Genomic DNA, 21,754 nt, shown 5'->3' with positions numbered 1-21,754 from the left:
AACGTGAACCCACTTTGAAAAATAAAGTAAAATGTCCCAATCGAAAAAGATAAAGGATAAAAGATGACTTGGACAGGCTTTACTATTGATGGCAATTTCTACGACCTTTCTCACCTACAAAGCTCTGAGCACTATGTCATGGTTGATGGCCAAGAAGTAAAGCTGCACGTTAGCTACTCTAACCACTGCTTTACTGACCAAAAAGAAAATGGAGCGATGCTTTTTAAAAAGGAGCAACGCTATTGGTGTCATGAGCGCTACGCCAGAAGCAAAGAGCTGCCCAACCTAATTCAGAACAACCTTATAGAACACTATGCAGTGCCATATCTCTCCAAGAAAGGAGAGTCCTATCACTACATGGAAGCTTATGACTATGCGATTTTCTTTAGTTTGACGAAGCCGCACGGAACAACTGGCGAATTAAAGATGAAGGTCAATTCTGCGTATGAGCTTGATGCGTGGGGACGCGACACATTACCCAAAGGCAAGCCAAAGAGGGTTAGCTGGATACTTTCGCAAAGGCTGCAAGGCAAGTCGATTCTGAATAGAAAGCGTTAGATATGAAAAAAGCGCCTAAATGGCGCTCTTTCATACGGAAATATAAATCTGGTCTGGTCTTTGTTTATTAGATTATCCTGTTCACTGACTAGGGGAGTCACCTCCGACACCAACACCCTCTAAAAGAGTTCCAGTATGTGTTAGCAAGTTAATTATCACGATACTCCGTATCATTTTCCAATAGTTTATACCTATCAATTATCATAATTAACAATTCTCGGATAGTTACAACCTATATAAGATAGGGAGAATTAAACACAAACTCGTTGAGATACGTTACCGGAGCTGGTGGTCACTCGGCCACGAACGCGACCACACACCACATCGCCCGCACCTGTACGAACATCCCCGCCAACGTCTCCGCATTTCACGTTACCCGAGCCAGTGTTAATTGACCTTGCCTCATTGCATTGGACACTACCCGAACCAGCGTCAATATCGCCCACATCGCCGTTGATATGGATGTTGATATTCACGCTCTTAATATCTTCTTGTAGCTTGCCGTCCACAAACACACGGCCATCATTATCGATCGAGATAGAGTTGCCCTTATAGACCTTGCCGTTGATTCTGATTTCGCTACCAGCGCTAATACTTGAGATAGATGCAGCTACGTTTGAAAATCGCAGCTTGCCAAACAGTTTACTTAACCAAGACATATCAATCCCCCTTTAACGTTTCGATTGGCCTCAAGCCTTTCGATAAGATCTCTCTGATACGGTTTTAGTTCGAACTGGCCACACGCTTCGACAAAGGCCGTTAAGCTCGGTATCTCGCGCTTAAAGCTGGCGTATTGGCGCATGACTTGGCGTGAATACGTCTTACCGCTCCGGCCATCGGATAGGCCACCAGCAAAGGCGGCCTTTTGGTTTAATGCACTGGCTACACTGACGGGCAAAAACGACTTTCTTTAAATAGCCAGCTCGCTATCGTAATCGTCACAAATCAGGATGGTTGCTTGTCGTCCTCTCATACTTACATTGCTCGCATTTTCTCGAACTCGATCAATCTTTGAATGGTGGCCATTTCCTCTAGGCATACCGCTTCTTTGTGTATGACCTTGCTAATATCGCGCTTCTCGTACTTGGCTTGTTCTATTTTCAGTTCGGCCAGTTTCTTATTGGATTGGCGCACATAGTTGGAAAAGGCGCGTGTTCCAGCATCAAGCGTTGGTAGCTTTTCTTGGATTTCCTTTCGCAGCTCAAAGAACGCTAACAAAGGCATTTCTTGTTGCGCCCTATATCGTGCTGCTTTCTTCTCAAGTCGCTTGTATTCAGCCTCAAGCGCATCGATGACGAGTTGTGTTCTACTTCTCATAGTTCTTTTGTGCTTCTTTCTGGCGCGTAGGCTTCCATATCCAGCGTTTTGCGCCCAAACCAGTACCAAACAATGACCCTTGGACATAAACGCCTCTACGGCCAATATTGAGCGTTAACCAGCGCCCACCAATTGAGACGCTAGTAAAGCCAGTTTTGCCAAAGTTAACCCTTATAAGGCCAGATATTCGGAATGACTTGCGGAAAGTAATGTTCGTTTTTCGCATGGTATGTACTCAAAGTGGTTTGCATTCTTGGTGCCAGTCGCCCCTGTCACTATCAGGGCGTTATCATCATTGGTTATTGTGGCCATTAGCACCTGTTTGGCCTTATCGGTTAAGTAGGATTCGTTAACGATGATCTTAAAGTTATGTAGACACCAACCCGCCAGCGCTTCCTCTCGACCACTACGGTAGTGTTGAAACATGATCGATGGTCGGCCACATGTGTCGGCGTTCTTAAGGTAAACCTCGCCACTGTGTTCAACGATTTTCTCTACCATTAGGCAATCTTCAATCAGGGATAGATATTCGTGCTTATCCTGGACTGAACATACAAACAGAACGCGACGTTTGGGATTGTGCTTAATACAGGCCATCGCAAAACGCATGGCATCAATCTTTGAGTTACTTGCTACCGTGGCAAAGTGGTTCTCTGTACTGGTGATTAGGTTCATCAAGACACCGCCTTAAATATAAAATCCGACATGAGGACGACCAGAACAAGGCCGATCACAATGCGCGGGAACTCGGGCAACTTGAGCATATGGAACACGCATTCCAGCACAAAGAAAAACGCAACGGCCAACCAGAACGCTGGCCAGTTAATCATGTTCATTACCATCATCATCCGATAAAGGGATTAGTCGTTTCAAACCCGCGAACGCAGTAGAAAGAGCGATCGCATCCAGTGAGCGAGGTTTATGGACAGTCCATTGGCCTTTGCCGTAATGGCCACCAGCTCGCGCTTAATATCATGGCCAGTATCACTCGCCACCAGTCCCGCCAACTCAAATAAGAGATTCACACGCGCGCTAGCAAAGCGGCTTGTTTCGCCTTGTGGGATAAATACGTTTTGCGTCTTAACCTTGCTGCGTAGGAACTCGTAAATGAAGCAGCCGCAACCATGACTGGACACTACTGCATGATCATTGCCAATTAGTGCTAGCAAGTTCGCTTTCCAGTCATCGTTAAAGACCTTGGAAGCATCCAGAAAACGGAATCCATCTACAATAGGGCGTTCCTGTTCGTCCTTGTGGCACTGAATTTCACATAGATAAGGTTGGTTCTTATGAAATCCAACCGATACAACTCGTATTAGATCACTCATCTGGTTAACTCTCTTAGTGTTGTCATTGCCGCTTCTACTTCTTCTTCGTTGGTAGCATTCATTAGGTCGTATGCTGCCTTTTTAATGCGAATCAGTGTGGCTGTTGGTGTTTGGCCGCTCTCTTTCTGGATGACGATCGAGAATTGCTGATTGAGCGCGCTATCCACGTAATCAAGGAATTGGTAGTTGTTCGCTTTCTTGTGTTTGAAGTAACCCACGAACGCTGCTGCAAGGTTATGAAGTAGTGAGCGTTTAAGTTCCTCATCGACGCTTTCATCTTCCATTATTTGGCAGTATTTCGCTGCCGTACCAGCGTTTAATTGATGCACTAGGGCATTAAGTCGTTTGATTTCGCTTTGTTGTCTTTTGATGGTCGAGAATGGCCAAATACACATAGTTTCTGCTCTCTCTGGCTCGGGCAAGGCAGCGCATCAACGCTACCAAGCGCCATAGGTTTGTTATCGTTGGTTATTTGTTTAGCTGACGCTCTGTATTGCGGCGTAGTACCCAATATTGGGAATCTGAGACGGTCATCGCCCAAGCGTGGTAATGCGCGTTAATACGCTCAACTCGGCGGCGTTCTTTGATGCGGCGAACTTTCTCGCTTAAGGCAAGGTGGAGCACCCAAGCGGATAGGATGAATATGGTGATTGCGCTGATCCAAAACGCAATAGATATGAATGTGCTAAATGAAATGCTCATGTTTCTTTTACTGTGTGCTGGTGGTTTTGTATCGAGATACCGGCTTTTGCTGTAGCCGGTATGTGGTTTACTGAAAGTGGCGCACTTCAAACCGCCTAACCTTGGATTCTTCAAGGATTGCTGCTAGTCGGTCTAATCGCCATTCTCTTGGTTTATCGTCGCGCGTGTAGCGCACTGAGTAGGCTTTTATGTCATCGGTAGTGTTATCGATGGCAATAAGAGAAAAACCGCCGCTTGCTTGCTGCTGAGCGACGATATTGAGCTGGTGGCCATGTTCCACCAGCCGTTTGAACTCACATAATTTAATCGGTGTAATCTGTGCCATGATGCAAACTCGTCGTTTTTGTATGTTTAAAACGTCACGTTTTACATTAGGAGTAGATTATAACCATAGAGTTTAGATTTACAAGGTGTGTTCGGAATGTATGTAGGCGGCAGCAAAACTATTTAAGTTGTACGCTGCTGACCTTTTCAATGTGTAACAATACGTCCATCACATCGCTGTGAGCTTTGAGTAACTTTCTCTTAGCAAGAGTCCATGCCGCCAATTTCCCATGAGCGCTCACACTTACCTTAATGAAATGCTCGCGCTTCTGGTCGTTCTCATCGTACTTGGTGTACCGTGCCACATAGTATTGCTTACCATCAATGGTAGTTAACCGTGGGTCGAGACTTTTCGGCAACCGCGCCAGTAAGTTGAATTGCTTGCGAACGCGATCCCAACAACGCCCCCATAGTTCCTTGCCGATTTGGTTGCGTATTTTGGTTGCCTTGCGTAGTCCTTTCTTTTCACCAATGCGAACAAACCCGACAGAACGACGAATATAACCACCCTCCGGCTTAGGTACACTAACGGCGTAGCAAGTCTTTTTCTTGGTGATAAATCGATAGCCTGTGTTAGATACGAAATAAGCATAAGCGTTACGACACTCTGACACTCTATAACCCTCAAAAAAACAAAACATGCGATTCCTTTCGGTTGGATTTAACTGGCCATTGCTGCCCTTTCTTGGCCAAATGAATAACGTTACAGCGTAACTATGTTTTTTATATTCCTAATTAATGCGACAGATTGATAGTCTTTAAGTCATCATAGCTGCAACCAAGCACTAGCTTGATTGCCTTTTTGCTGAACCCTTGCTTCATTAATTCTCTTACCTTTGGTTTGAGCTCATTCGGAATCGGGGTTCGGGAAAGTTCCTGTTGTCGAAGCTTAAATTCGTTCACTCGCAAGTTCGCGTTCATCAAAGCTTTACACATAATTTCCCCTCCCTTTATTCTGCCTTTGGTTTTAATGAAATACCTGTTGTGTACTCTTTCGCTTCATCGTGGAACGTTCTTAAGTAGTGGTCAGTCACAGCAACACTAGAATGACCAAGCGCGTCCTTAATCACTTTCAAAGAGGCTTTCTTTTCAAGCAGTAGCATGGCGTACATTTTTCGCATCGAGTGTGTTGATAGCTGGTATGGCAACCTCAACTCCATTGCTATGCGCTTATACGCTCGGTTGATGTACTGGATGCTGATCGCATTGCCCTTTTTGGCCAAGTGGTGATTGGATTGAAACATCAACTCATTATGGCCATTGTGTAGGTAGATACGCTTAATCAGTTCTTCCAGTTCGGCGTTAACGTGGATGGTGATTCGGGCGGCTTCTTTAGCGGCCTTTTCACTCTTACCTCGGGTCATACGGCCTTTGAAGCCTTTAGACTGCACAATGGTAAATGACGACCTAATCACGCCATTTATCATCACATCGCTGAATTTTAGCTTCGAAATGTCGCAATAACGTAAACCTGTACGCACTTCCATTTCAATCATCATCGAGATAAGCGGGTTTATGTCATCCATTAAACGGATGATTTTTTCCAATTCGTCTAAGTCACGCGCAGGGAAAGCAGCCATTAGATCAACTCCACTTCATTAGCATTAACCGTCTTAAACTCACCACCAACGAACACCTGAATTTGTAGGGTTCGAGATAGCAAGCCAAAACCCAAGAACAAGCCGAGTTCCCCATCGACACACACAAAATCGTGGTGAACAGGTAGGCGGCCAAAGTGGTTAATCATCTTGGTTTGTGCTTGAACACTTTGAGGCTCTTTAATGGTATTGATAGCAAAGCGAAGCTGAGAGCGAATCTTTAGGGCATTGGCGCCTTTTCGCGCCTTGCTGATCGTGCCTTGCACACAAGGCAAGCCGTAGAAGTTGCGAATGACAGCGGCGGCTTGCTCTTGGCCTCCACATTCATTGATTAGCTCATCCAGAGAGATAAGAATAAGGTCATGATGACGCTCTTGGATGGCACTGCGTTTGCTCGCCCATTCATCCGAAAGCGACACCAATTCATTTTTTTTAAACATTTTTGCTGATCCTTTTTTGGCAAAATGCCAGTGTTTGCTCGGAACACAATATATTCCAACGGAATATCTTTTGCAACCCTGTTCGGAATACTTCTATTGAAAGTACAAAGAGTTCCAAAAGCGGGAAATTAATCAACTTTTGATAAATAACGCAATAGTGCTCAAAACACCACCAGCAAGAAGCCATTTTTTATTAATATTCCTATGGAATATTTAGGCTCATTCACACAAAATGCCAGGATTAGAAAGCAATCTTAGATATTTGATAAGTTGTTGTTTTTATTGGATTTTATGTCTTTTTGCGTCGATGACCAGCGACAAAGCATTGGTTAAGTTAGTTTCAGTTCTGTGTAGAACTGAAACTAAAAGAGGTTTTTTTGAAACTCACTACGACAATAACCCGTCTGTGGCAATATAATGACGGTGTTACGCCGTCACGCGACACGAACAAACATGCATATCCTCAATTATTATGCGGTATAGGTCACGTTCTCAAAACCTAACTGCTAGTAACGATATGTTTGCATTATTTTGCATATCTAGACAATCAAAGATCACAGTCTCATAATACTCCGCGAACATCAGCTCGGTTGGCGAGAATCCCCTAAACTCTTTCCAAATCAGAGCTATATACGTATTGGCTATCCAGTCAATTGGCTTAAGAGATATAGATATGCACTGCACGTTGAATCAATTAATTCCAGTCGAAATACTAGATAAATGTGACCTGTCCCTAGATGTATTTAGCAGCTCGTTCCTCGATGACGCGACCGACATTTGCATGATGCATCTTATCCAATCGCATCCGAACGCACTATGCAATTCATCCATTAATCGTGATGACGTATTAAACTTCGTTCGAGATCACTTCTCCGCTTAAAAAGCAACACTTATAACGTTCTTCTGTTCGTTTTTTATTTAATTCCGAACACAAAAACGGTATGCTACGCATCAAGGATAAAGGTAGGGTTTTTCGTTACTCGCGTACGCTCAGGGATGGAGTGTAACCTTTATCCTCCAATGTAATTTGGAGCAACCGTTCACCATGATTAATAAAAAAAATACTGAAATTAAAGATTTAAAAGCTATTGATATAGAAACACTTAATCAATTACTTGCAAACAAACAAACGGCAGATGCGCGCCTAAAACGTGCCTTGAAGCACCGCGCGACTTTTTCCGAACAAATAGATGGCAAGGAAGATAGTGGACTATTCAATGATCGCATCGTAGCTGTAGTAAAACGTGGTAATCCGACCACTCGTTTACTTGAGTATATTGAGGCCGCGAAATCAGCCAATAAAGAGCTTTTAGAGCGCGCACCTCAATACTTCAACAGCTCATCTAACTCATTTAAAGAGACGACCGTAATTGAGAACGTCCGTCGCGTTAACATCACAATTAATAAAGCAGCTAGCAGCCAGAAAGTCACTGGTGCACGTCTAGCCAAAAGACTTGAAGCATACCTACGCGACCTAGACCGTAAACTCTCCTACGATCTTCCAGAAGATGAGAAAGAACAGCTCACTAACAATAAAAACACTGCATTGAATGAATTGAAATACTTCAAAGACAATGCAGACGTTGAGTTTAGAAAGCGCGGTCAAGAACACAATGACATTGTCGCTATTATCCATACCTATGATGGCAACAATGGCGGCATTTCTCGCGTAGCTAAAAAGGTTCACGTTAACGCTGGTGGCCTTGTTCTAATTAGGCATCGCTCTTGTAAAGATCACGATGTGCTAATCACAAACAACACCACTGAGGGACGTTCGATATTCGATGAAGCGAATGCTTTTAAGTCGGTACTGTACCCTAACGCTAATATGTATATAGAAAGCGAAGTTGACGCTATTCGTGAAGCCAGAAAAGAGCTTAGAAGCAAGAACGAAAGCAAAGCACGTTCGCAGTTCGATGGATTAGTGAACTAAGGTTTTAAGCTAAATTATTGTTGTTCCGCTTTGATTGGTGATTTGGTGGCGATATTTAGCGGTATCGCCACCTTTTCATATTACTTTTATATGTTGGCACCAACGGAATTAAGCATCGTCCGATTCAAGCGCTTCCAGTACCCATTGTTCTACGGAACTGCGAGACTCTAGCATGCTCTCTGTTACTTCCATTTCGTGCGGCACATAATCTACCAATTGAGAAAAGCAGTATGTATCCCAACGGTCAGGTGATGGGATGTTCATTTTCTCTTTCATCATAGGTTTTGGCATCATTACCCATTGGCCTGACTCGTTGATTGCACAAGGTATTTTACTGCCTTGTTCTGCCGTCTTGACGTTCTTATCTATCTGCATGCGGCCTTGGTTTATCGCATCCCGAGCCATAACATTGGCATACGCACGCTGGTTAAAGAAACGCTGCTTGTCGCTGGTGGAGTGCATCTTCTTACCCCAACGAATGCGCTGTACGCGCCGTCCGTAGCGTTCTAAGCAAGTCGCCGTGTCATAACCTACACCGTCACTATCCACTGCTATCGTGATGTTTGGGTACAAGTCCTCACTACACTCTGCATGGATAATGTCAGCGAACCGAACCGGATCGACCGTGCTTGGTTGTTCAAGCAATTTCACGCTCTTAACGATGCGCTCCATGCGTTGACCCCAAACCTTGCAGATATTGAGTATCGAGCGGTCACGACCATTACCCACGTCCACCAGCGCAGCCCAACCCCAACCATCGGGCATATCGAGATTGAGCCTTGCGCTTTTGTCCAGTGCATCCCGACTAAGCAGCATGCCAGCAATGGAACTTGGGAACTCCCCACGTACTTTAATCAGGTATTCCGGTGCCTCTCGACCGCCATACTCCAATCGCTTATCGAGGATAAATTCCACGGTTACGAACGGCGATTCCTCGGAGTTAAGCCGGATGGCTCGCCATCGACCACTAGGCTCGGCTAATCGGTGATGCGTATCGTAGAAATAGCCGCTAGGGCGCGTTGGCTGGCTCAATAGCAGCATTCGGTTATCTTTCTCGGTCAATGCACCCGCTAACACACCAAAAGCCTTGTCAGAGACGCCTGACGCCTCATCGACAATGACAAACAAGTGTTTAGCGTGTTCACCCGCTAGCGCTTCCTCGTTACCAATACGGCACGATTTAGCACTGGTTTGCCAGATACCTTTTGCTGAGTTTTCAAAAAAGGCTGTCTCGGTAATGGTGAAGTATTGCTGTAACCAACCATGCTTTTGTAAGAGCGTGTTCCAGTTGGATTTTAGGTACTTCCATACACCGATTTGTACCTGTCTCGCGTTGTTCGCCACCAGCACAACACGCGCATTGGGGAAGCAGAGCATGAAAGCAATGATCATGATACTGGTCATGTCTGACTTGCCTGTACCGTGGCCAGAGCTGACAGTCGTTCGCGCACCAATACGCTGAGCACTATCAATGATTTTGCGCTGCTGCCAGCTCGGCTTCTTACCGACTAGCTCAACAGCGAGGCGTTTCCAGTCATAGCGATACCGCTTAACTAGGGCAGGGTAACGGGGATCTTGTGTTACGCTCTTTATTCGTCTAGCCACCAAGTACCTCGAAGCTGTCTACATCGTCAAACCCCGACACTCCCTCGTTATCGAGGTCATCATAGGCTTGCTCTTTAGCGGCTTCGTTTTGTATTTGGGATGGGGATAGGGTAGGTTCTACGCCGTTCTCTAGGTCTTCGGCTTCTTTGATTCGTCGGTTTACTTCTTCTTTGCGCGCAGGTAGCCAGTTATCTTGCTGCTCAATCTGCTCTAACGTGTAGTCATCAAACAGTTCATCCAGCTCTTGCTCACTGATACCAGTGTCGTCTACTTCTGGCTCTAGGTTCGCTAGTTCAACCTTAGCTTCATGCAATAGCGTTGCTGGTGGACGTGCGCCTAACTTCTCGATTTGCTGACACGTCTCTAAGGCTGTCCAGTTGTTCTTAGTGCGCAGAGAAAGCATTTCTATTACTAGGCTGGTTTCTTCCGCTGGCAGTAAGTGTGGCATCATCAATTCAGCGTATTCCTGTTTACGCAAATCGATGTAGCGCTTGGCCTCTTGTTTGGCCATCGTGGAAATACTTAATTCCAGTTCACGCAATCTGGTGCCATAGCCAAAGATGAGACGGTCACGCATGGCGTTTATGTCTACTGGCTGGTTTTCGTCATCGAGCGGAATGTCTCCGCTTTCTTCCATTTCATCGATCTCTTTAAGGCGTTTAGCTAACGTCTCATTCATTCGGTAATACTGCGAACGGGCAATAATCAGTTCGTTGCAAACCGAAAGCGGATCGGTATCCATGAGAATATCCATGATTTCGCCAGTAATACCCGCACTACGGGCATAACCACCATGCACAACAGGGCGACCCACTTGAGCACTGGAATACTGCGAAAGTCCCTCAACTGATCGCGGCTTGCGCAGTGATCCAATACCCCCTGTTTTCGCGCGATCGCCTTGCGCACTTTGCGCTTGCGCAGTTGCCCCCGCTTCTTTGGACTTTGATTTATCAGCCCTTTTTTTCTTCTTGTCGTTTTTCGCTTCTTGAAATTTCGCTAATTGCTCATCGTAAAGATCAAATAATCGATCAAACTCGGGCAGCGATCGCATGGAATTAAACTGGCGGCGCAATGTCGCACCGTTCACCCCTTTATCTTTCGCAAAAGCGGCCATCGTGAGCGTTGGGTTTTGAGCGCCACGCACGAGAAATTCTTTCAAAAGGGAATGCCAGTCATTGCCCTGACTGGTCTTTTTCGCTTTGATTTTTGGCATAACGGACGGTTGGAACTTGCCGCCCGTTTTGGCTGGCCGTTTTATATATCGCTTAGCGGTGCCGTACTTCAATCCGTTGGCTTCGCAATACTCGGCCAGCGTCAAAGTCGGCTGCTTCTCTAACTGCTCCCAAAACTGCTGTTGGTGAGCCTGATAGTCAATCTTGCCGGACACGGTTAAACCCCATTCATTTTGTTACGTTCGGAATAATACAGAGTTTAAACAGGTAACAACAATACGAACGAGGTCAGTTAAAACAATCATTTGATTGTCAATAAGGTTTTAAAGACAAAATTTGATAACGCGACATTAAATAGTGTTTACAGTAACGATTTTCTGCATATAATCATGGCCAGCTAGTGAGTAACGCTACTCATGTACAATTGATTCTGCGGCACGATATAGTAATTGGCTGCGTTATCTCACTAGCCACCTTTCCCCCATACCCAAGACAACGCGCTACGTGACGAAAGGAATACCCCTTGAAAGCACCCGAGCGCATCAAATTCAGACACAAAGCCAAAACCAAAGCACGACAAGCCATGTTTAGAACCCGCCAACGGGAAAAGGGATTAGCGCTACTTCAAGTGCGAATTTCACACCTTGCTCACGCAAAAGCATGCGAACAATGTGAACAGAACGGGATTACCCTGACCGAGCTGTATCAGTTGGCCATCAACAACACCGATCCAAACCAACTACCAGAAAAGCACCCCGAAGTAATCGAGGGCGACCTAGTAGGGACACGCCAAATCAGTCCTTGGATTGACCCCGAAGTGGCAAAGACGTTTGAGAAATTGGCCACCAACTACCGCAATCGAACCATAGCGATGAGTGCTATCGTCTATGCCTATTGCGCTCGATGCGAAGCTGAATGAACCGAACTGGACACGCTTGGGGCGCACTGTGCTTTGCGCCCGTTCCTCTCGCCTTAATGGCAGACACAACACCACTGCATTCAATCCTGGCATTTCTTGGTTGCTTAAGCGGTTCGAGCGCACCGGACTGGCTTGAATTTGACAGAATCCCGCACCGAACTTACACCCACATCCTTTCAATATGGCTCGCTGTAACGGCTTATGGCTATCATTTGGCAATAGGGGATACATTCGTACTCATTGAGGCGTTAAAAGCCACCAGCACGATTCTAGGTGCAATTCTGTGTGGATTTGGATGCGGTTGTATCTCGCATTGGCTTGGGGATGTGCTAAACCGCCAGCCAGTGCCGATTTTTACCCCATTTGATAGGTACTGTTTGAATCTATTCGCTTCGGGGAGCCACCAGCGAATCACATGCGTATTCATTTTCTCGGTAGCATGTATTTTAGTTGGCTTTTTACGGCCTTTGTCATTCCGAATAGACTTGCTGAAAATGACGTTTTTGACATAAAAAAGGCCACGTTTTACCGTGGCCTTTTGATTTTGAGGAGTTGTCAATAACAGGTAATTCAATAACCAATCAATTGGCCATCTATATTTTGGAGTATCCACGTCCATTTTCTTGCGAGCGAGGTAAATATAGGACACTCAAAACGCCTTTTCAATAGGTTGAAACGCGACATATAAAAAAAGAGCCAGTATTTCTACCAGCTCTTTAACTCTCTTTTGCAAACCTTCTTTGAATCACTCGCCGAAGCTGTACGCTTCACACGAAAACAAGGCAATTATATTGATACTTACCTCGAAAAATCAAGAAAAAAGCGCCAATGGAATAACCAAAGGCGCTTGAGCACAGTTGTCTAAGATTTTTAAAGGAAAACACGGTCGTCACAATGGCAACTATGTAACTCGCGTATGAATAAATTTAGCTGTTCGGAATTATCAGTTCAAGTATTTTTTCGCTTTCAGTTTGCTTTAGATGATTGTTTGTCTCGTGAATCATCTTGCGTAGGGCGTTATCCAGCTCTTTGGTGTACAGCTTATCCTTGGCCAGCTCTCGCTTAAGGATGCGATCGTGTTTGCGATACCAGAATAGTTCGTGAACTTTTCTCATAGTGCCTACTCTCATAGGCGTTCTTTGGTAGGGGATAGATAGAACAAAGGGCTGACCCTCTTTCGAAGATCAACCCTTTGCCCTCTTTGGGAGCCTGTAGGTTTTACCCTACAACGCTTGCACAACCTTATTAAACAAGCGCACCGTATAGGAAGTCGTATCCGTCACTGTCCTATGGAAACAATACTAAACTCATTCCGAACACATCACAATATAAGTTTGTATTTCATTTTGTGACTTTTACCCATTTAAAGATTTTTTCTGTCGCTTTTTGCTGGTGGCTTTCTTGAGCGTTTCATAGTAGCCAATCTTTATCAAAAACAAGTACCAGAGCGCATTAAAAGTCGTGATTTGCCTAAACTGTAGGTCAGCAAACCAGAATCGCTTTTTCAGATGCTTGATGGCCATGTAGGCTAACCATTGATGTTTGAATCTAAGCACCGTCACTAGGCGAGCTTTCTTCACCTTAAGCGTGAATACATAGGCTCTTGTCTTTCCTGTCTTACTCATTGCTTGCTTTCCCCTCTAACTGGTATCGAAGCGGAGCAGTGAGCCATCCCCAACGTTTATGTCGCCATATGTCGCTAATCGTGGACTGGTGTACGCCGTATTCCTCGGCTAACGTGTGTTGGCATACCTGTTTAGTGAATAACAGCTCATAGATGCGTAGAACTTCACTAGGGGATAACTTGGATGCGCAGTTCTTTCCTCGGCGGTCTACGTTGTCCTTTACGGCCTTTTCAGCGGGTACACCAGCCTTAAGGCGTCTTAGCACTCTGCGGTAACTGGTATCGGTAGCGGCGCATAGCTGTCTTGCGGTCATTACCTTGCCTTGGTAGGTCACAAGGTGCTTGGTAGCCTCGGCCAGTAGTTCCTCTCCGGTTCGTAGTCCTTTGTGATACGCGCGATAGAGGGAGGTCATTGGATAGCCAGTTAACTGAGCGAGACGGTACACGCTCATTGGTTGACCCTGATATTGAATACTCATAGCGGCTCACTCCCTTAAGCCACTTTTGCGATTTGCTCATAGATACCAGTAAGGTGCGTTCTGCCTACCTTACGGTTAAAGCGCATGGATGGTGTTTGTAGACCTTTCTCGGTAAAGAGCACTAAGGCACTGCCGAAGTTCACGCCTTGCTTTTTGGTGTGTCCGTCTGTCTCATAGAACGGGTAACGGCCATCCGGCTTGTAAATCATCGTGGCGTAGCCCTCAACCAAGTCCAGCCACCACGTTGTGAGTTCTTCATGTGGTAACAGCATCATGCCGTCACGGCCTTTTCTGGCTTGTTCTAGCGCCTTTTCCAGAAACTCAAACTTAAGGTCGAACGGAGGATTGCACCACCAGCCATCTTCCCATTCGCCTTGTAGGCCATCGAACCCAACACAAACAGGGTTTAGAAGCTGAGCTGCTTTGTGTTTTGGTTTAAGGCTTGGGAATCCACTCGGCTGTTCGTTAATCCAGTCAGGAGCCACGTAGAAGCGGTTTACCTTGGCGGTTTGTGGCTCGGCGGCCACGTCTAAAACAAACTCTTTTCCGGTATCACGTCGAAAGAGGAATTGAGCATCAAAGAAACAGTCCCAACGAGTCGCCCATTTGTTCTTTGCGCCCTCGACGGTTTTACTTTTGACTAGGTGCGCCATTCTCTGACTTCTCCCCACTCTTGGCCGCTACCGTAATGCGCTCGATACGTTCTGCGTCCAAATCAATCTTCACTCGCTCTATCTTTGGATAGACCACCAATCCATAAAAGCTGTATGTGCCAATACCGACAACAGCCACCAGCGCTAACACAATGGTTATGGCCAGTAGTCGAACAGAGCCGATAAAGACACGTAGCCCAATTGCCTTGCTATCATTCATGGACGCGTACCATGCCCTTGTAAGCAGAGAACAATACGCTGTGCTCGGTTTTGACACCTAAGCGCTCTTTCGTCGCCGGATTAATGGTTGTGCGTTCACGCTCTATGTGACGGAAACGGCCAAAGCCTCGAATTTGCACCTCACGGCCTTTCGCAATCTCAACCAGAATGTGATTGATCATTGCGTCCAGACAATCGCCCACCAGCTCTGCATCATCACCAGTAAGCTTTAAGCCAAGGCGTTTAGAAATGTTTCTTTCAATGTCAGTTCGGTTTAAGCGTGTGCTCATTAATGTGCCCCCTTGATCTCGTTTACCTTGTTTGCCAGCTCATCGCGGAATACATCCGATGCACTAAAAGTCAGCTTGTCTCGCGCAGCTACAATCGCTGGTGTTCCCGTTTTTGGATTACGGCCAGCTCGGGCTTTCTTAAGGCGAGGTGCGAACGTACCGAAACCACTAAGCAATACAGCATTGCCCTCAATCATGGTTTGAGTTGAGATTTCTTCGATAAAGGCATCAAAAACCAGCTCGCATTCTTCACGTAATGCGCCCGTTTCTTTTTTCATTGCTGAGATCAGTTCGTGCTTACCTACGGCTTTTTGTTTAGACACGCTAAGTCCTCTTGAATATCTTTCAGATAAATTCCGTGCTGTTGGCCTAGAAGATTAATGGCGTAAAGAACCAGTTCTTCTCGACTGCTACAGCCAAGTTCTATTTGGAGTCGCCTAATTTGCTCTCGTTGTGTCGCGCTGGCGCGATAGTATTGACGTTTAATGTCGAACCTAGCCATTTTGGCCAGATGACGATTCCAGCGCTGTTGAGGCGTCAAGGCGTCTTTTTTGGGTTTACGTCCTGCCATGCGACGATTATAACCATTCCGAACACGCCGTAAATATTCCGAACACGATTTCTGTTTTTAATACAAAAAAATACCGCCCATATAGGCGGTATTTGTGGAAAGATGATCAAGGATTGGCGTTAAGCTCGTTTGAACTCCGAAAAGTGGCTGCGCATGCCATCACGAACTTTGAGAGGCGTTTTGCGCAGCTTGGCGCGTGTCGCTGTGTCGTATAAGTATTGTTCCCATTCCCAATAGGACATATCACGTAGTCGGCCTACTGGCTCACCAACACTATTCATGAATATGTAGGTGTTCTTGGCTTGGCCGTTCGGGATTGAGTTGCCATTACCATCCAATATCTCAAAGACACCTCTCGCACCGACAAACGTCACGGTCAGACCATATTGCGCCGCTGTAGCATCAATCATTGCGCTAGTGAGGTAAACATTCTCGCCAAAGATTTTAGTACGGAGGATTTCACGACGATATTTCTTAATGTCTCGAACCCATTCAAAGATAACGCAGCGAGTATGTGGCGTTCGGATGTTGGTTTTTACTTTGATTAGACCAGCATCGAATAGCATTCTAATGACTCGATAGTTGATCTTCTCTCTTGGTGCAATTGTGTCGCCAGTAGCATCGTAGTCACAAATATGACCACCAGTAAGCCAGCGATACGCTTGAGCGCTACCAAATTCCCCTGCGGGAGCATAGCTTAGCAACAACTTGTCATAGTAAAGGTAATCGCATAGGAAGTTACGGACTACCTTTGTTGCTTCTAACACGTCTAAATCAACTGGCTTTTGGCCAATGCTGTGATATTCACTCGCTAACATGAGATAACTAAGCCCTTTTTATATACTTATGCGGCTAGTCTAGTTTTGTTATCAAATGTTGGCAATTGGAGATAGCTATTAATTTGACAAATGCACTCATCAAACCCCTTGGCCACAACCACGTAATACCCTAGATTTTGGAACATTTTTATCTTTTCCTGTTGTTCCTTACTTGGGCGACCTTTTTCCGTTTTTACCTCCAAAAAGAACCCGTGATACACCCCTCTCGGGATAGGAAAAAATATATCTGGCACACCTTTCTTTTGTCCCTCATAGCTCATCATCGAAGCCGCTTTAGGTGTTCGATAGCCACCGTTCGGGATTGAGAAAACCAGTGGGTAAATGTCCTTGTACTGCGTCTCTAACGTGTAGAACAAACGCACCTGTAACCAGTGTTCGGCCAGTTTCGTGTCGTTAAACTCTTTCGGGCGCTTAATCCCTTGTGCAAGGCGCGTTTTGTGTGGTGAATCCAGTTCCACTTTCTTCTGTGTTGCAGCGCGCGCAACGTCATTGTCTTTCTCAAGAATACGGATAAGCCAAGCTGGTAGTTCCGACTTATCCACCAGCGCGGTATTAGGGACGTTTATCGATACCGGATTGATGATGTGATTAACAGAACGGTTAATCTCGTTAAGTGCTGCATCGATATTGAAGTCGCCACCGTGGCCAGCTTTCAGGCCTTTGCTTTTCCACTTCTTGCGCTTAGCGACTTGGTTTGCGAGGAAAGAGTGATCGAATCGTGGTGCCTTGGCCATAACTAGATAAGCCCTTGTGTTACTAAAATCTCTTGTTCCTTACGGCGGTTAAAGTAGGCAAATACCTCGTCCTTGGTGAATTGCTTAGCTACCACTTTGCGGCAGCCACCTTGCGAGAAAACACGCTTAGCAATGTCCTCAGATAGCGTCCAACAAAGTGCGGTTTCGATTTCGGATTCGTCATTGATAGCTCGGTAGGCCGTGATCACCTTGGGTAGCTTGGCGAACGCCTTGCGCTCTGACGATTTCATCACCTTGTGCTTGTTGCGTCTCGGGCACGTCAACAGGGACGACCACACACATTGATGTTGGTGCGAGCCTTGCGCTTTCCATAGCGTTCCTAGCGTGTCCCAATAGGTTGAGTCGTCTTGGATAGCTGGCGCACTGCGAACAAAGAAATCGAGCTGATAACACTCAGGAATGGATAACAAACGGGAAATGATATTGGAGTCGTTAACGTTAGCCACTTTGTACCTCTTTTTTGCCGCCTCACACTGCTTGGCAAGGCGGCCTAACGTTATGATCTTTCGATTAGTGTATTGTGCTTATTTCGGGGTTATGTACTTTGCGAGCTTTTGAGCGCATCGATTCCAGCACCATCGCTATCAGCTCAATTGGGGATGGCTGCCCCTCAAGGCTTGCGTTTTTCGATTTTAAAATGTCATTTTCAGCTCTTAGCACCTTGGCCACTTGCTTGTTACATTGATTGGCCAGCTCGCTAGCAATGTTTCCCATTTGTTGACGCGCATCCTCACGGCTCTCACAAGGCTTACTCAATACTTCGGAGCACTTTTGAGAGAATGTCATCAAACGCTCGTCAGCCAATACACTATTAAAGAGCTTTGGAAAGCTCTTAAGCACCGAATCTGGCGCACCCGACATTCGTTCATCAAGCTTGCGCCTCATCGATTCACGAACATTTCTTAAATGGTCAAAATAAAAACTTGGACTTAAGTGAACACGCTTGTTTTCCTCGTCAAATTTAAAAGACAGCCCTTTAACAAGTCTTGTTCCGCAATGTTGCTCAGTCATTGTTTTACTCACTCTTAAAAAATACGTGTTTATACTCAGGTTTGATTGGTTGTAAGCCCTCTACAGACTCCACTCGGTCGCACTCTCGAAAGAACGACAAGATAGGGCAATACGATGAATTGATGCCTCTCGTTACCTTGCACACCTCTTGGAATACCAAGGCGCTCTCATACTGCTCTGTCGAGCAAGCCGTAAAGAACATCGGATTGACCACCAGCGAGCCGCTAGAATCGGTTTGTGCCGCAGAACTGTTAGCAACAATCATTGGCACGGTCATCATTAAAGCAGCATTCGCCGCCGTGCTTGTTGTGCTGGTGGATGCTTTGATTGGCGTTGCCGGACGAACAGGCGCAGGAGCAACACGAACTGGCATAGGTGCAACTCGAACAGGGGTTACTACTGGCGCTGAATGCGCTTGAAAAGCGGCCAGCAAGGCCGCCGCTAGTGTAAATTTTCTCAGCATCAGTGAATAGTCTCCCCGTCAGCTACAACTCGTTGAACGTTCTTAACTTCTACGGTTGAATCCGGCTTGGTTTCCACTTTCAGCATGTCAAGCATATCCATAACAAGGCTAAGCATCTGCTTAGTTTCTTCTGACGTACCACCAGGGCGATCATCTGCCGATTTAATGTTGTCTTTGAGCTCGTTCGTCAGGTAATCGCAAGCTTGTTGAGATAGGTTCGTTAACACCAAAGGCAAGTGCATTTCGGGATCAAATTCTTCCTCCCCCTTGTACACATATTCCAATTCATTAGCGGCACTCATCGCCAATTGGAATAGCTTGCTGTCCATAAGTAGCGTTTCAGCAATCTTGGTCGCCACTCCCACGACTACTTGAGGCGGTACTGCATCTTTGTCGTTCTCGTCATACTCGTACACCTTGCTTACGTGCATTGGAATTGCTTGAAGAACCACATCACGCACAGCGCGGTAATGGTCGTAATAATAGGGAGCCATCAAAACCACTCCGCCTGTTTCGGGATTAAAACCGACCATCATTGTGTTAACTTCGCAGGATGTTTCGAACTGTTCTTGAGTGTTCATGCTCATGCCTCTCGCTTTCTGGCTTAAACAATTTATTAGGGGTAGGAAAAGCAAGGGAGCGTATCCCTTGCGGGTTTAAATTCATCTCAGTATTTGTGGCTTTGGTGCGCCAAGTGTGGGTATTCCTTTTCCAGCATGTACCCTTTGCTGCATTTCTCGCATCGATGCGCAAACTCATTATCGACGCGCACCTTACCTAATCGAACTACATTGCCTTTACACTGCTCGTCATCGCATTGGTACGTCACTAGCACGGCTGAAAATGGCTTGTATGTCTCGCTCACTTACGCTTACCTCGTTTCTGGTTACGTTTAGGCTTGCTTGGTTTCTTTGGTGAATCTGGAATACGGCCACCAGCGGAATGCAGCGCGTACTCTGTATTGAATCGTTTGTTGATGCGCTTAATTAGGCTTACGCTGCGTGGTGCAAGCTCTTTCGCAAGTTCAATGTGTGTTAGCGCTCGGTTTAGCTCATGTTGAGGCACGTAATCACTTAAGCGCTGCGCAATCTCTACTAGGTTCACTTGGGTACACCAATCCAAATCGAGGACTTTGGCCACACTCACGACTTTCTTTGTGCGCTTAACTGCACGGTCTAAAGCTCGCTCAATTTGGTCTACTGGCACTTGCTTAGCGGCCTCGGTAAATTCTTCCCAATACTCTTGTGGCAGTACGCACGATTCGTGTAGCAGCTTAGACATACATAGGGAACCATCTTCACCAATGTAAGCCGTGTGGCCAGCTCCGGTATGCGTGTTCATTAGGTAAATCAGACCAAAACGCTGATCCGGTTTGCCTAGACCCTCTTGAGGCTGAATCGCTGTCGCCTTGCAAAGCATGTAGGCTTGCCAGTTACCGCCTTTCCAAACGGATTTAAGATCGTGGTATTGAACCGCTTCACCTAGATATAGGTTGTCGTTGCGCAGTTCTTCGTTTTCGTGAGCAATGATCGCTGCGTAGGCCAACACCTCATCAATGTTGTGCATCACGTAGTGATAGTTCTCGTCAGCGTTCTTCAATCCCTCGCTCATGCTGTTGATTTGCTCGGTTTGAGTCGCCACCAGCTCACTTAGCATTTCGATGTGCTCTTTGCTCTTGGTGAGCTCTGATTCAGTGGCCTTGTATGCCTCATCCAATGTCGCGTTCTTAGCGGCGGTTGCTTTGCGTTTATCCTCGGCAATGCGTAGTTGCTCTTGAACACTCTCAAGTTGCTGATTAAGCGATTCCAGTTCACCAGATGATGCCACTTGGTTAGCCAATGCAGCGGCTACCTTGTTCTCCACCAGCTTAGGAATGCCGTCCAGTTCTTGTTGAGCGTGACGCAACTCAGTGGTAAGGCGTTTGATCTCTGCTTCTAGGCGTTGGTTGTCCTTACCTAGACGCTCGTTTTCTTCGCGTAGCTCGGCTGCGATCTGCTCGGCCTCATTACGCTTTTTACGCATCACCTCAGTACCAGCCATTGCGCGGTCACGCGCTGCAAGGATTTCGGTACGTTCATCAAGCATTGCCTGATATTTTTGCTTTAGCGCCTCGTCGGCCTTGGCCGTGCGTTGGGATAGTTTGAATTGCAAGTCATCGATGATGTGCTGCATCAAACCAACAAGCGGGATCTCAAATTCTTTGATTTCAATTGGCGAATTTTCAGGAAGTCCCCACGGAAGCTCTACAGTAAAAACATCGCTCATAGGAAAATTTCTCTACTACTCAAAAATTGGGATAAGGGAATAGGGTTAAAGTTTGCTTATTCTTGGTTAGCAAAGCGCTCAAGGCGTTCTTCTAAGTCATCCAGCCAAACCAGTATTTCGCTACCTTTGTGAACGTAGTCGAGATCACTTTCTTGGATTAGATTGGCCACCTCTCGCGAACACCCGTTTACCTCTGCCGCGATTGCGCGGTTACTGAAATAGAAAGCATTCGGTGTGTCAGTAAAGTCCGTTTCGCCTGTCGCTTCGCGCATTTCCATAAGCGCTTTAGTGGTCATTCGACGCAGTACAATCAGTAAGTCGTCTTGAGTTGCTAACGCTAAATTTTGTTTACTCATGGTTTAAGCCGCCACGTAACTCAACATCTTGTAATGACGGAACTCGTTCTGGAACGGCATGTCATCGTCAAAGTCCATTGGTGGCTCGCCGTATTGCTGTTGAGATTGATCCCAACCACCCTGTTGCTGTGGTGAATGCTGTGGTTGTTGAGGTTGACCCCAACCGCCTTGTTGTTGCTGGCCACCAGCTCGGTTATTGCCAAGCATTTGCATCACGCCATTAAAGCCTTGAACTACTACCTCTGTGCTGTAACGGTCTTGGCCTTGCTGGTCTTTCCATTTGCGAGTCTGCAATTGACCCTCGATGTAAACTTGTGACCCTTTGCGTAGGAA

37 protein-coding genes are annotated in these 21,754 nt (G+C 46.1%); 4 read left to right on the top strand and 33 right to left on the bottom strand.

The window, feature by feature from the left end; genetic code table 11:
• Window positions 1-63 precede the first annotated feature (63 nt).
• Entirely contained in the window at window positions 64-558 is a 495-nt protein-coding gene (locus R7F67_RS18335) for a hypothetical protein (RefSeq protein WP_206954335.1), read from the top strand.
• A 251-nt stretch (window positions 559-809) separates the two neighbouring features.
• Here R7F67_RS18335 and R7F67_RS18330 read toward each other — a convergent pair whose 3' ends face one another.
• From R7F67_RS18330 to R7F67_RS18275, 13 genes are all read right to left on the bottom strand, one after another.
• Window positions 810-1,217: a hypothetical protein gene (locus R7F67_RS18330; RefSeq protein WP_206954337.1), complete on the bottom strand. Its 408-nt coding sequence runs from the start codon at window positions 1,215-1,217 to the stop codon at window positions 810-812.
• Entirely contained in the window at window positions 1,205-1,456 is a 252-nt protein-coding gene (locus R7F67_RS18325; protein WP_206954339.1) for a hypothetical protein, read from the bottom strand. Before R7F67_RS18325 ends, R7F67_RS18330 begins: the two co-directional genes overlap by 13 nt.
• A 77-nt stretch (window positions 1,457-1,533) precedes the next feature.
• Window positions 1,534-1,875, bottom strand: a complete 342-nt coding sequence (locus R7F67_RS18320; RefSeq protein ID WP_206954340.1) for a hypothetical protein — start codon at window positions 1,873-1,875, stop codon at window positions 1,534-1,536.
• Complete coding sequence (locus R7F67_RS25170; RefSeq protein WP_140203140.1) at window positions 1,865-2,101, bottom strand: DUF4236 domain-containing protein; 237 nt, start codon at window positions 2,099-2,101, stop codon at window positions 1,865-1,867. Before R7F67_RS25170 ends, R7F67_RS18320 begins: the two co-directional genes overlap by 11 nt.
• Window positions 2,047-2,550 carry a hypothetical protein gene (locus R7F67_RS18315; RefSeq protein ID WP_206954342.1) on the bottom strand — a complete coding sequence of 168 codons (504 nt, stop codon included), beginning with the start codon at window positions 2,548-2,550 and terminating at the stop codon, window positions 2,047-2,049. The genes R7F67_RS25170 and R7F67_RS18315 overlap by 55 nt, the downstream gene beginning before the upstream one ends.
• 194 nt (window positions 2,551-2,744) lie before the next feature.
• The gene (locus R7F67_RS18310) at window positions 2,745-3,203 is read right to left on the bottom strand and encodes a hypothetical protein (protein ID WP_206954347.1); all 459 of its coding nucleotides are present in this window, start codon (window positions 3,201-3,203) and stop codon (window positions 2,745-2,747) included.
• Complete coding sequence (locus tag R7F67_RS18305) at window positions 3,200-3,598, bottom strand: hypothetical protein (RefSeq protein WP_206954348.1); 399 nt, start codon at window positions 3,596-3,598, stop codon at window positions 3,200-3,202. The genes R7F67_RS18310 and R7F67_RS18305 overlap by 4 nt, the downstream gene beginning before the upstream one ends.
• A 73-nt stretch (window positions 3,599-3,671) precedes the next feature.
• Window positions 3,672-3,905, bottom strand: coding sequence for a hypothetical protein (locus tag R7F67_RS18300; protein ID WP_206954350.1), 234 nt, complete (start codon window positions 3,903-3,905; stop codon window positions 3,672-3,674).
• A gap of 67 nt (window positions 3,906-3,972) precedes the next feature.
• Window positions 3,973-4,230, bottom strand: a complete 258-nt coding sequence (locus R7F67_RS18295; RefSeq protein ID WP_206954352.1) for a hypothetical protein — start codon at window positions 4,228-4,230, stop codon at window positions 3,973-3,975.
• Window positions 4,231-4,348: 118 nt separating this feature from the next.
• On the bottom strand, window positions 4,349-4,870 hold the full coding sequence (locus tag R7F67_RS18290; RefSeq protein WP_212668980.1) for a Fe3+-citrate ABC transporter substrate-binding protein: 522 nt from the start codon (window positions 4,868-4,870) through the stop codon (window positions 4,349-4,351).
• Between the two features lie 94 nt (window positions 4,871-4,964).
• Entirely contained in the window at window positions 4,965-5,165 is a 201-nt protein-coding gene (locus tag R7F67_RS18285) for a hypothetical protein (RefSeq protein ID WP_176311803.1), read from the bottom strand.
• 14 nt (window positions 5,166-5,179) lie between these two features.
• On the bottom strand, window positions 5,180-5,809 hold the full coding sequence (locus tag R7F67_RS18280) for a tyrosine-type recombinase/integrase (RefSeq protein WP_054866453.1): 630 nt from the start codon (window positions 5,807-5,809) through the stop codon (window positions 5,180-5,182).
• Window positions 5,809-6,267, bottom strand: coding sequence for a hypothetical protein (locus R7F67_RS18275; protein WP_064369724.1), 459 nt, complete (start codon window positions 6,265-6,267; stop codon window positions 5,809-5,811). The genes R7F67_RS18280 and R7F67_RS18275 overlap by 1 nt, the downstream gene beginning before the upstream one ends.
• A 1,045-nt stretch (window positions 6,268-7,312) precedes the next feature.
• Between R7F67_RS18275 and R7F67_RS18270 the strand changes: the two genes are divergently transcribed.
• On the top strand, window positions 7,313-8,200 hold the full coding sequence (locus tag R7F67_RS18270; RefSeq protein ID WP_017634088.1) for a hypothetical protein: 888 nt from the start codon (window positions 7,313-7,315) through the stop codon (window positions 8,198-8,200).
• A 108-nt stretch (window positions 8,201-8,308) separates the two neighbouring features.
• On the opposite strand, the gene R7F67_RS18265 is transcribed toward R7F67_RS18270, so the two are convergent.
• Complete coding sequence (locus R7F67_RS18265; protein WP_017634087.1) at window positions 8,309-9,805, bottom strand: hypothetical protein; 1,497 nt, start codon at window positions 9,803-9,805, stop codon at window positions 8,309-8,311.
• Window positions 9,798-11,192, bottom strand: a complete 1,395-nt coding sequence (locus R7F67_RS18260) for a hypothetical protein (RefSeq protein ID WP_017634086.1) — start codon at window positions 11,190-11,192, stop codon at window positions 9,798-9,800. Before R7F67_RS18260 ends, R7F67_RS18265 begins: the two co-directional genes overlap by 8 nt.
• A gap of 308 nt (window positions 11,193-11,500) precedes the next feature.
• Here R7F67_RS18260 and R7F67_RS18255 point away from each other — a divergent pair, with 308 nt between their 5' ends.
• Window positions 11,501-11,896: a hypothetical protein gene (locus tag R7F67_RS18255; protein ID WP_206954353.1), complete on the top strand. Its 396-nt coding sequence runs from the start codon at window positions 11,501-11,503 to the stop codon at window positions 11,894-11,896.
• Window positions 11,893-12,408 carry a hypothetical protein gene (locus tag R7F67_RS18250; RefSeq protein ID WP_206954354.1) on the top strand — a complete coding sequence of 172 codons (516 nt, stop codon included), beginning with the start codon at window positions 11,893-11,895 and terminating at the stop codon, window positions 12,406-12,408. Before R7F67_RS18255 ends, R7F67_RS18250 begins: the two co-directional genes overlap by 4 nt.
• A gap of 414 nt (window positions 12,409-12,822) precedes the next feature.
• Here R7F67_RS18250 and R7F67_RS18245 read toward each other — a convergent pair whose 3' ends face one another.
• From R7F67_RS18245 to ssb, 18 genes are all read right to left on the bottom strand, one after another.
• The gene (locus tag R7F67_RS18245) at window positions 12,823-13,011 is read right to left on the bottom strand and encodes a hypothetical protein (protein ID WP_206954357.1); all 189 of its coding nucleotides are present in this window, start codon (window positions 13,009-13,011) and stop codon (window positions 12,823-12,825) included.
• Between the two features lie 240 nt (window positions 13,012-13,251).
• Window positions 13,252-13,521, bottom strand: a complete 270-nt coding sequence (locus R7F67_RS18240; protein ID WP_206954359.1) for a hypothetical protein — start codon at window positions 13,519-13,521, stop codon at window positions 13,252-13,254.
• Window positions 13,514-13,999: a hypothetical protein gene (locus tag R7F67_RS18235; protein ID WP_161607483.1), complete on the bottom strand. Its 486-nt coding sequence runs from the start codon at window positions 13,997-13,999 to the stop codon at window positions 13,514-13,516. Before R7F67_RS18235 ends, R7F67_RS18240 begins: the two co-directional genes overlap by 8 nt.
• Before the next feature lie 14 nt (window positions 14,000-14,013).
• Window positions 14,014-14,652: a DNA N-6-adenine-methyltransferase gene (locus R7F67_RS18230; protein ID WP_025558929.1), complete on the bottom strand. Its 639-nt coding sequence runs from the start codon at window positions 14,650-14,652 to the stop codon at window positions 14,014-14,016.
• Window positions 14,630-14,872 carry a hypothetical protein gene (locus R7F67_RS18225; protein ID WP_017634081.1) on the bottom strand — a complete coding sequence of 81 codons (243 nt, stop codon included), beginning with the start codon at window positions 14,870-14,872 and terminating at the stop codon, window positions 14,630-14,632. The genes R7F67_RS18230 and R7F67_RS18225 overlap by 23 nt, the downstream gene beginning before the upstream one ends.
• Window positions 14,865-15,161 (bottom strand): HU family DNA-binding protein, encoded by a 297-nt coding sequence (locus R7F67_RS18220; RefSeq protein ID WP_158159308.1) that lies wholly within the window; start codon window positions 15,159-15,161, stop codon window positions 14,865-14,867. Before R7F67_RS18220 ends, R7F67_RS18225 begins: the two co-directional genes overlap by 8 nt.
• Window positions 15,161-15,484 carry an HU family DNA-binding protein gene (locus R7F67_RS18215; protein WP_238952810.1) on the bottom strand — a complete coding sequence of 108 codons (324 nt, stop codon included), beginning with the start codon at window positions 15,482-15,484 and terminating at the stop codon, window positions 15,161-15,163. Before R7F67_RS18215 ends, R7F67_RS18220 begins: the two co-directional genes overlap by 1 nt.
• Window positions 15,463-15,732, bottom strand: a complete 270-nt coding sequence (locus R7F67_RS18210) for a hypothetical protein (RefSeq protein ID WP_169628924.1) — start codon at window positions 15,730-15,732, stop codon at window positions 15,463-15,465. Before R7F67_RS18210 ends, R7F67_RS18215 begins: the two co-directional genes overlap by 22 nt.
• 119 nt (window positions 15,733-15,851) lie before the next feature.
• Window positions 15,852-16,550 carry a hypothetical protein gene (locus tag R7F67_RS18205; protein WP_017634077.1) on the bottom strand — a complete coding sequence of 233 codons (699 nt, stop codon included), beginning with the start codon at window positions 16,548-16,550 and terminating at the stop codon, window positions 15,852-15,854.
• A gap of 26 nt (window positions 16,551-16,576) precedes the next feature.
• Window positions 16,577-17,305, bottom strand: a complete 729-nt coding sequence (locus R7F67_RS18200; protein WP_206954361.1) for a VRR-NUC domain-containing protein — start codon at window positions 17,303-17,305, stop codon at window positions 16,577-16,579.
• Window positions 17,306-17,307: 2 nt separating this feature from the next.
• A complete protein-coding gene (locus tag R7F67_RS18195; RefSeq protein ID WP_238952809.1) occupies window positions 17,308-17,772 on the bottom strand; it encodes a hypothetical protein in 465 nt (154 codons plus the stop codon).
• Between the two features lie 64 nt (window positions 17,773-17,836).
• Window positions 17,837-18,337: a hypothetical protein gene (locus R7F67_RS18190; RefSeq protein WP_206954363.1), complete on the bottom strand. Its 501-nt coding sequence runs from the start codon at window positions 18,335-18,337 to the stop codon at window positions 17,837-17,839.
• Between the two features lie 4 nt (window positions 18,338-18,341).
• Window positions 18,342-18,800, bottom strand: a complete 459-nt coding sequence (locus R7F67_RS18185) for a hypothetical protein (RefSeq protein WP_169628926.1) — start codon at window positions 18,798-18,800, stop codon at window positions 18,342-18,344.
• Entirely contained in the window at window positions 18,800-19,381 is a 582-nt protein-coding gene (locus tag R7F67_RS18180) for a hypothetical protein (RefSeq protein ID WP_206954365.1), read from the bottom strand. The genes R7F67_RS18185 and R7F67_RS18180 overlap by 1 nt, the downstream gene beginning before the upstream one ends.
• An 86-nt stretch (window positions 19,382-19,467) precedes the next feature.
• Window positions 19,468-19,665: a hypothetical protein gene (locus R7F67_RS18175; protein WP_169628928.1), complete on the bottom strand. Its 198-nt coding sequence runs from the start codon at window positions 19,663-19,665 to the stop codon at window positions 19,468-19,470.
• The gene (locus tag R7F67_RS18170; protein ID WP_206954366.1) at window positions 19,662-21,065 is read right to left on the bottom strand and encodes a hypothetical protein; all 1,404 of its coding nucleotides are present in this window, start codon (window positions 21,063-21,065) and stop codon (window positions 19,662-19,664) included. The genes R7F67_RS18175 and R7F67_RS18170 overlap by 4 nt, the downstream gene beginning before the upstream one ends.
• Window positions 21,066-21,121: 56 nt before the next feature.
• Window positions 21,122-21,421: a hypothetical protein gene (locus R7F67_RS18165; protein ID WP_206954367.1), complete on the bottom strand. Its 300-nt coding sequence runs from the start codon at window positions 21,419-21,421 to the stop codon at window positions 21,122-21,124.
• A gap of 3 nt (window positions 21,422-21,424) precedes the next feature.
• On the bottom strand, window positions 21,425-21,754 hold a 330-nt coding region (ssb, locus tag R7F67_RS18160), incomplete at its 5' end, for a single-stranded DNA-binding protein (RefSeq protein WP_318057303.1).

The sequence above is a fragment of the Vibrio sp. YT-17 genome, assembly GCF_033337375.1.
Taxonomy (GTDB): domain Bacteria; phylum Pseudomonadota; class Gammaproteobacteria; order Enterobacterales; family Vibrionaceae; genus Vibrio; species Vibrio alginolyticus.
Note: the sequence above shows the minus strand (reverse complement) of the source record. Positions and strands in the feature narration are given on the sequence as shown.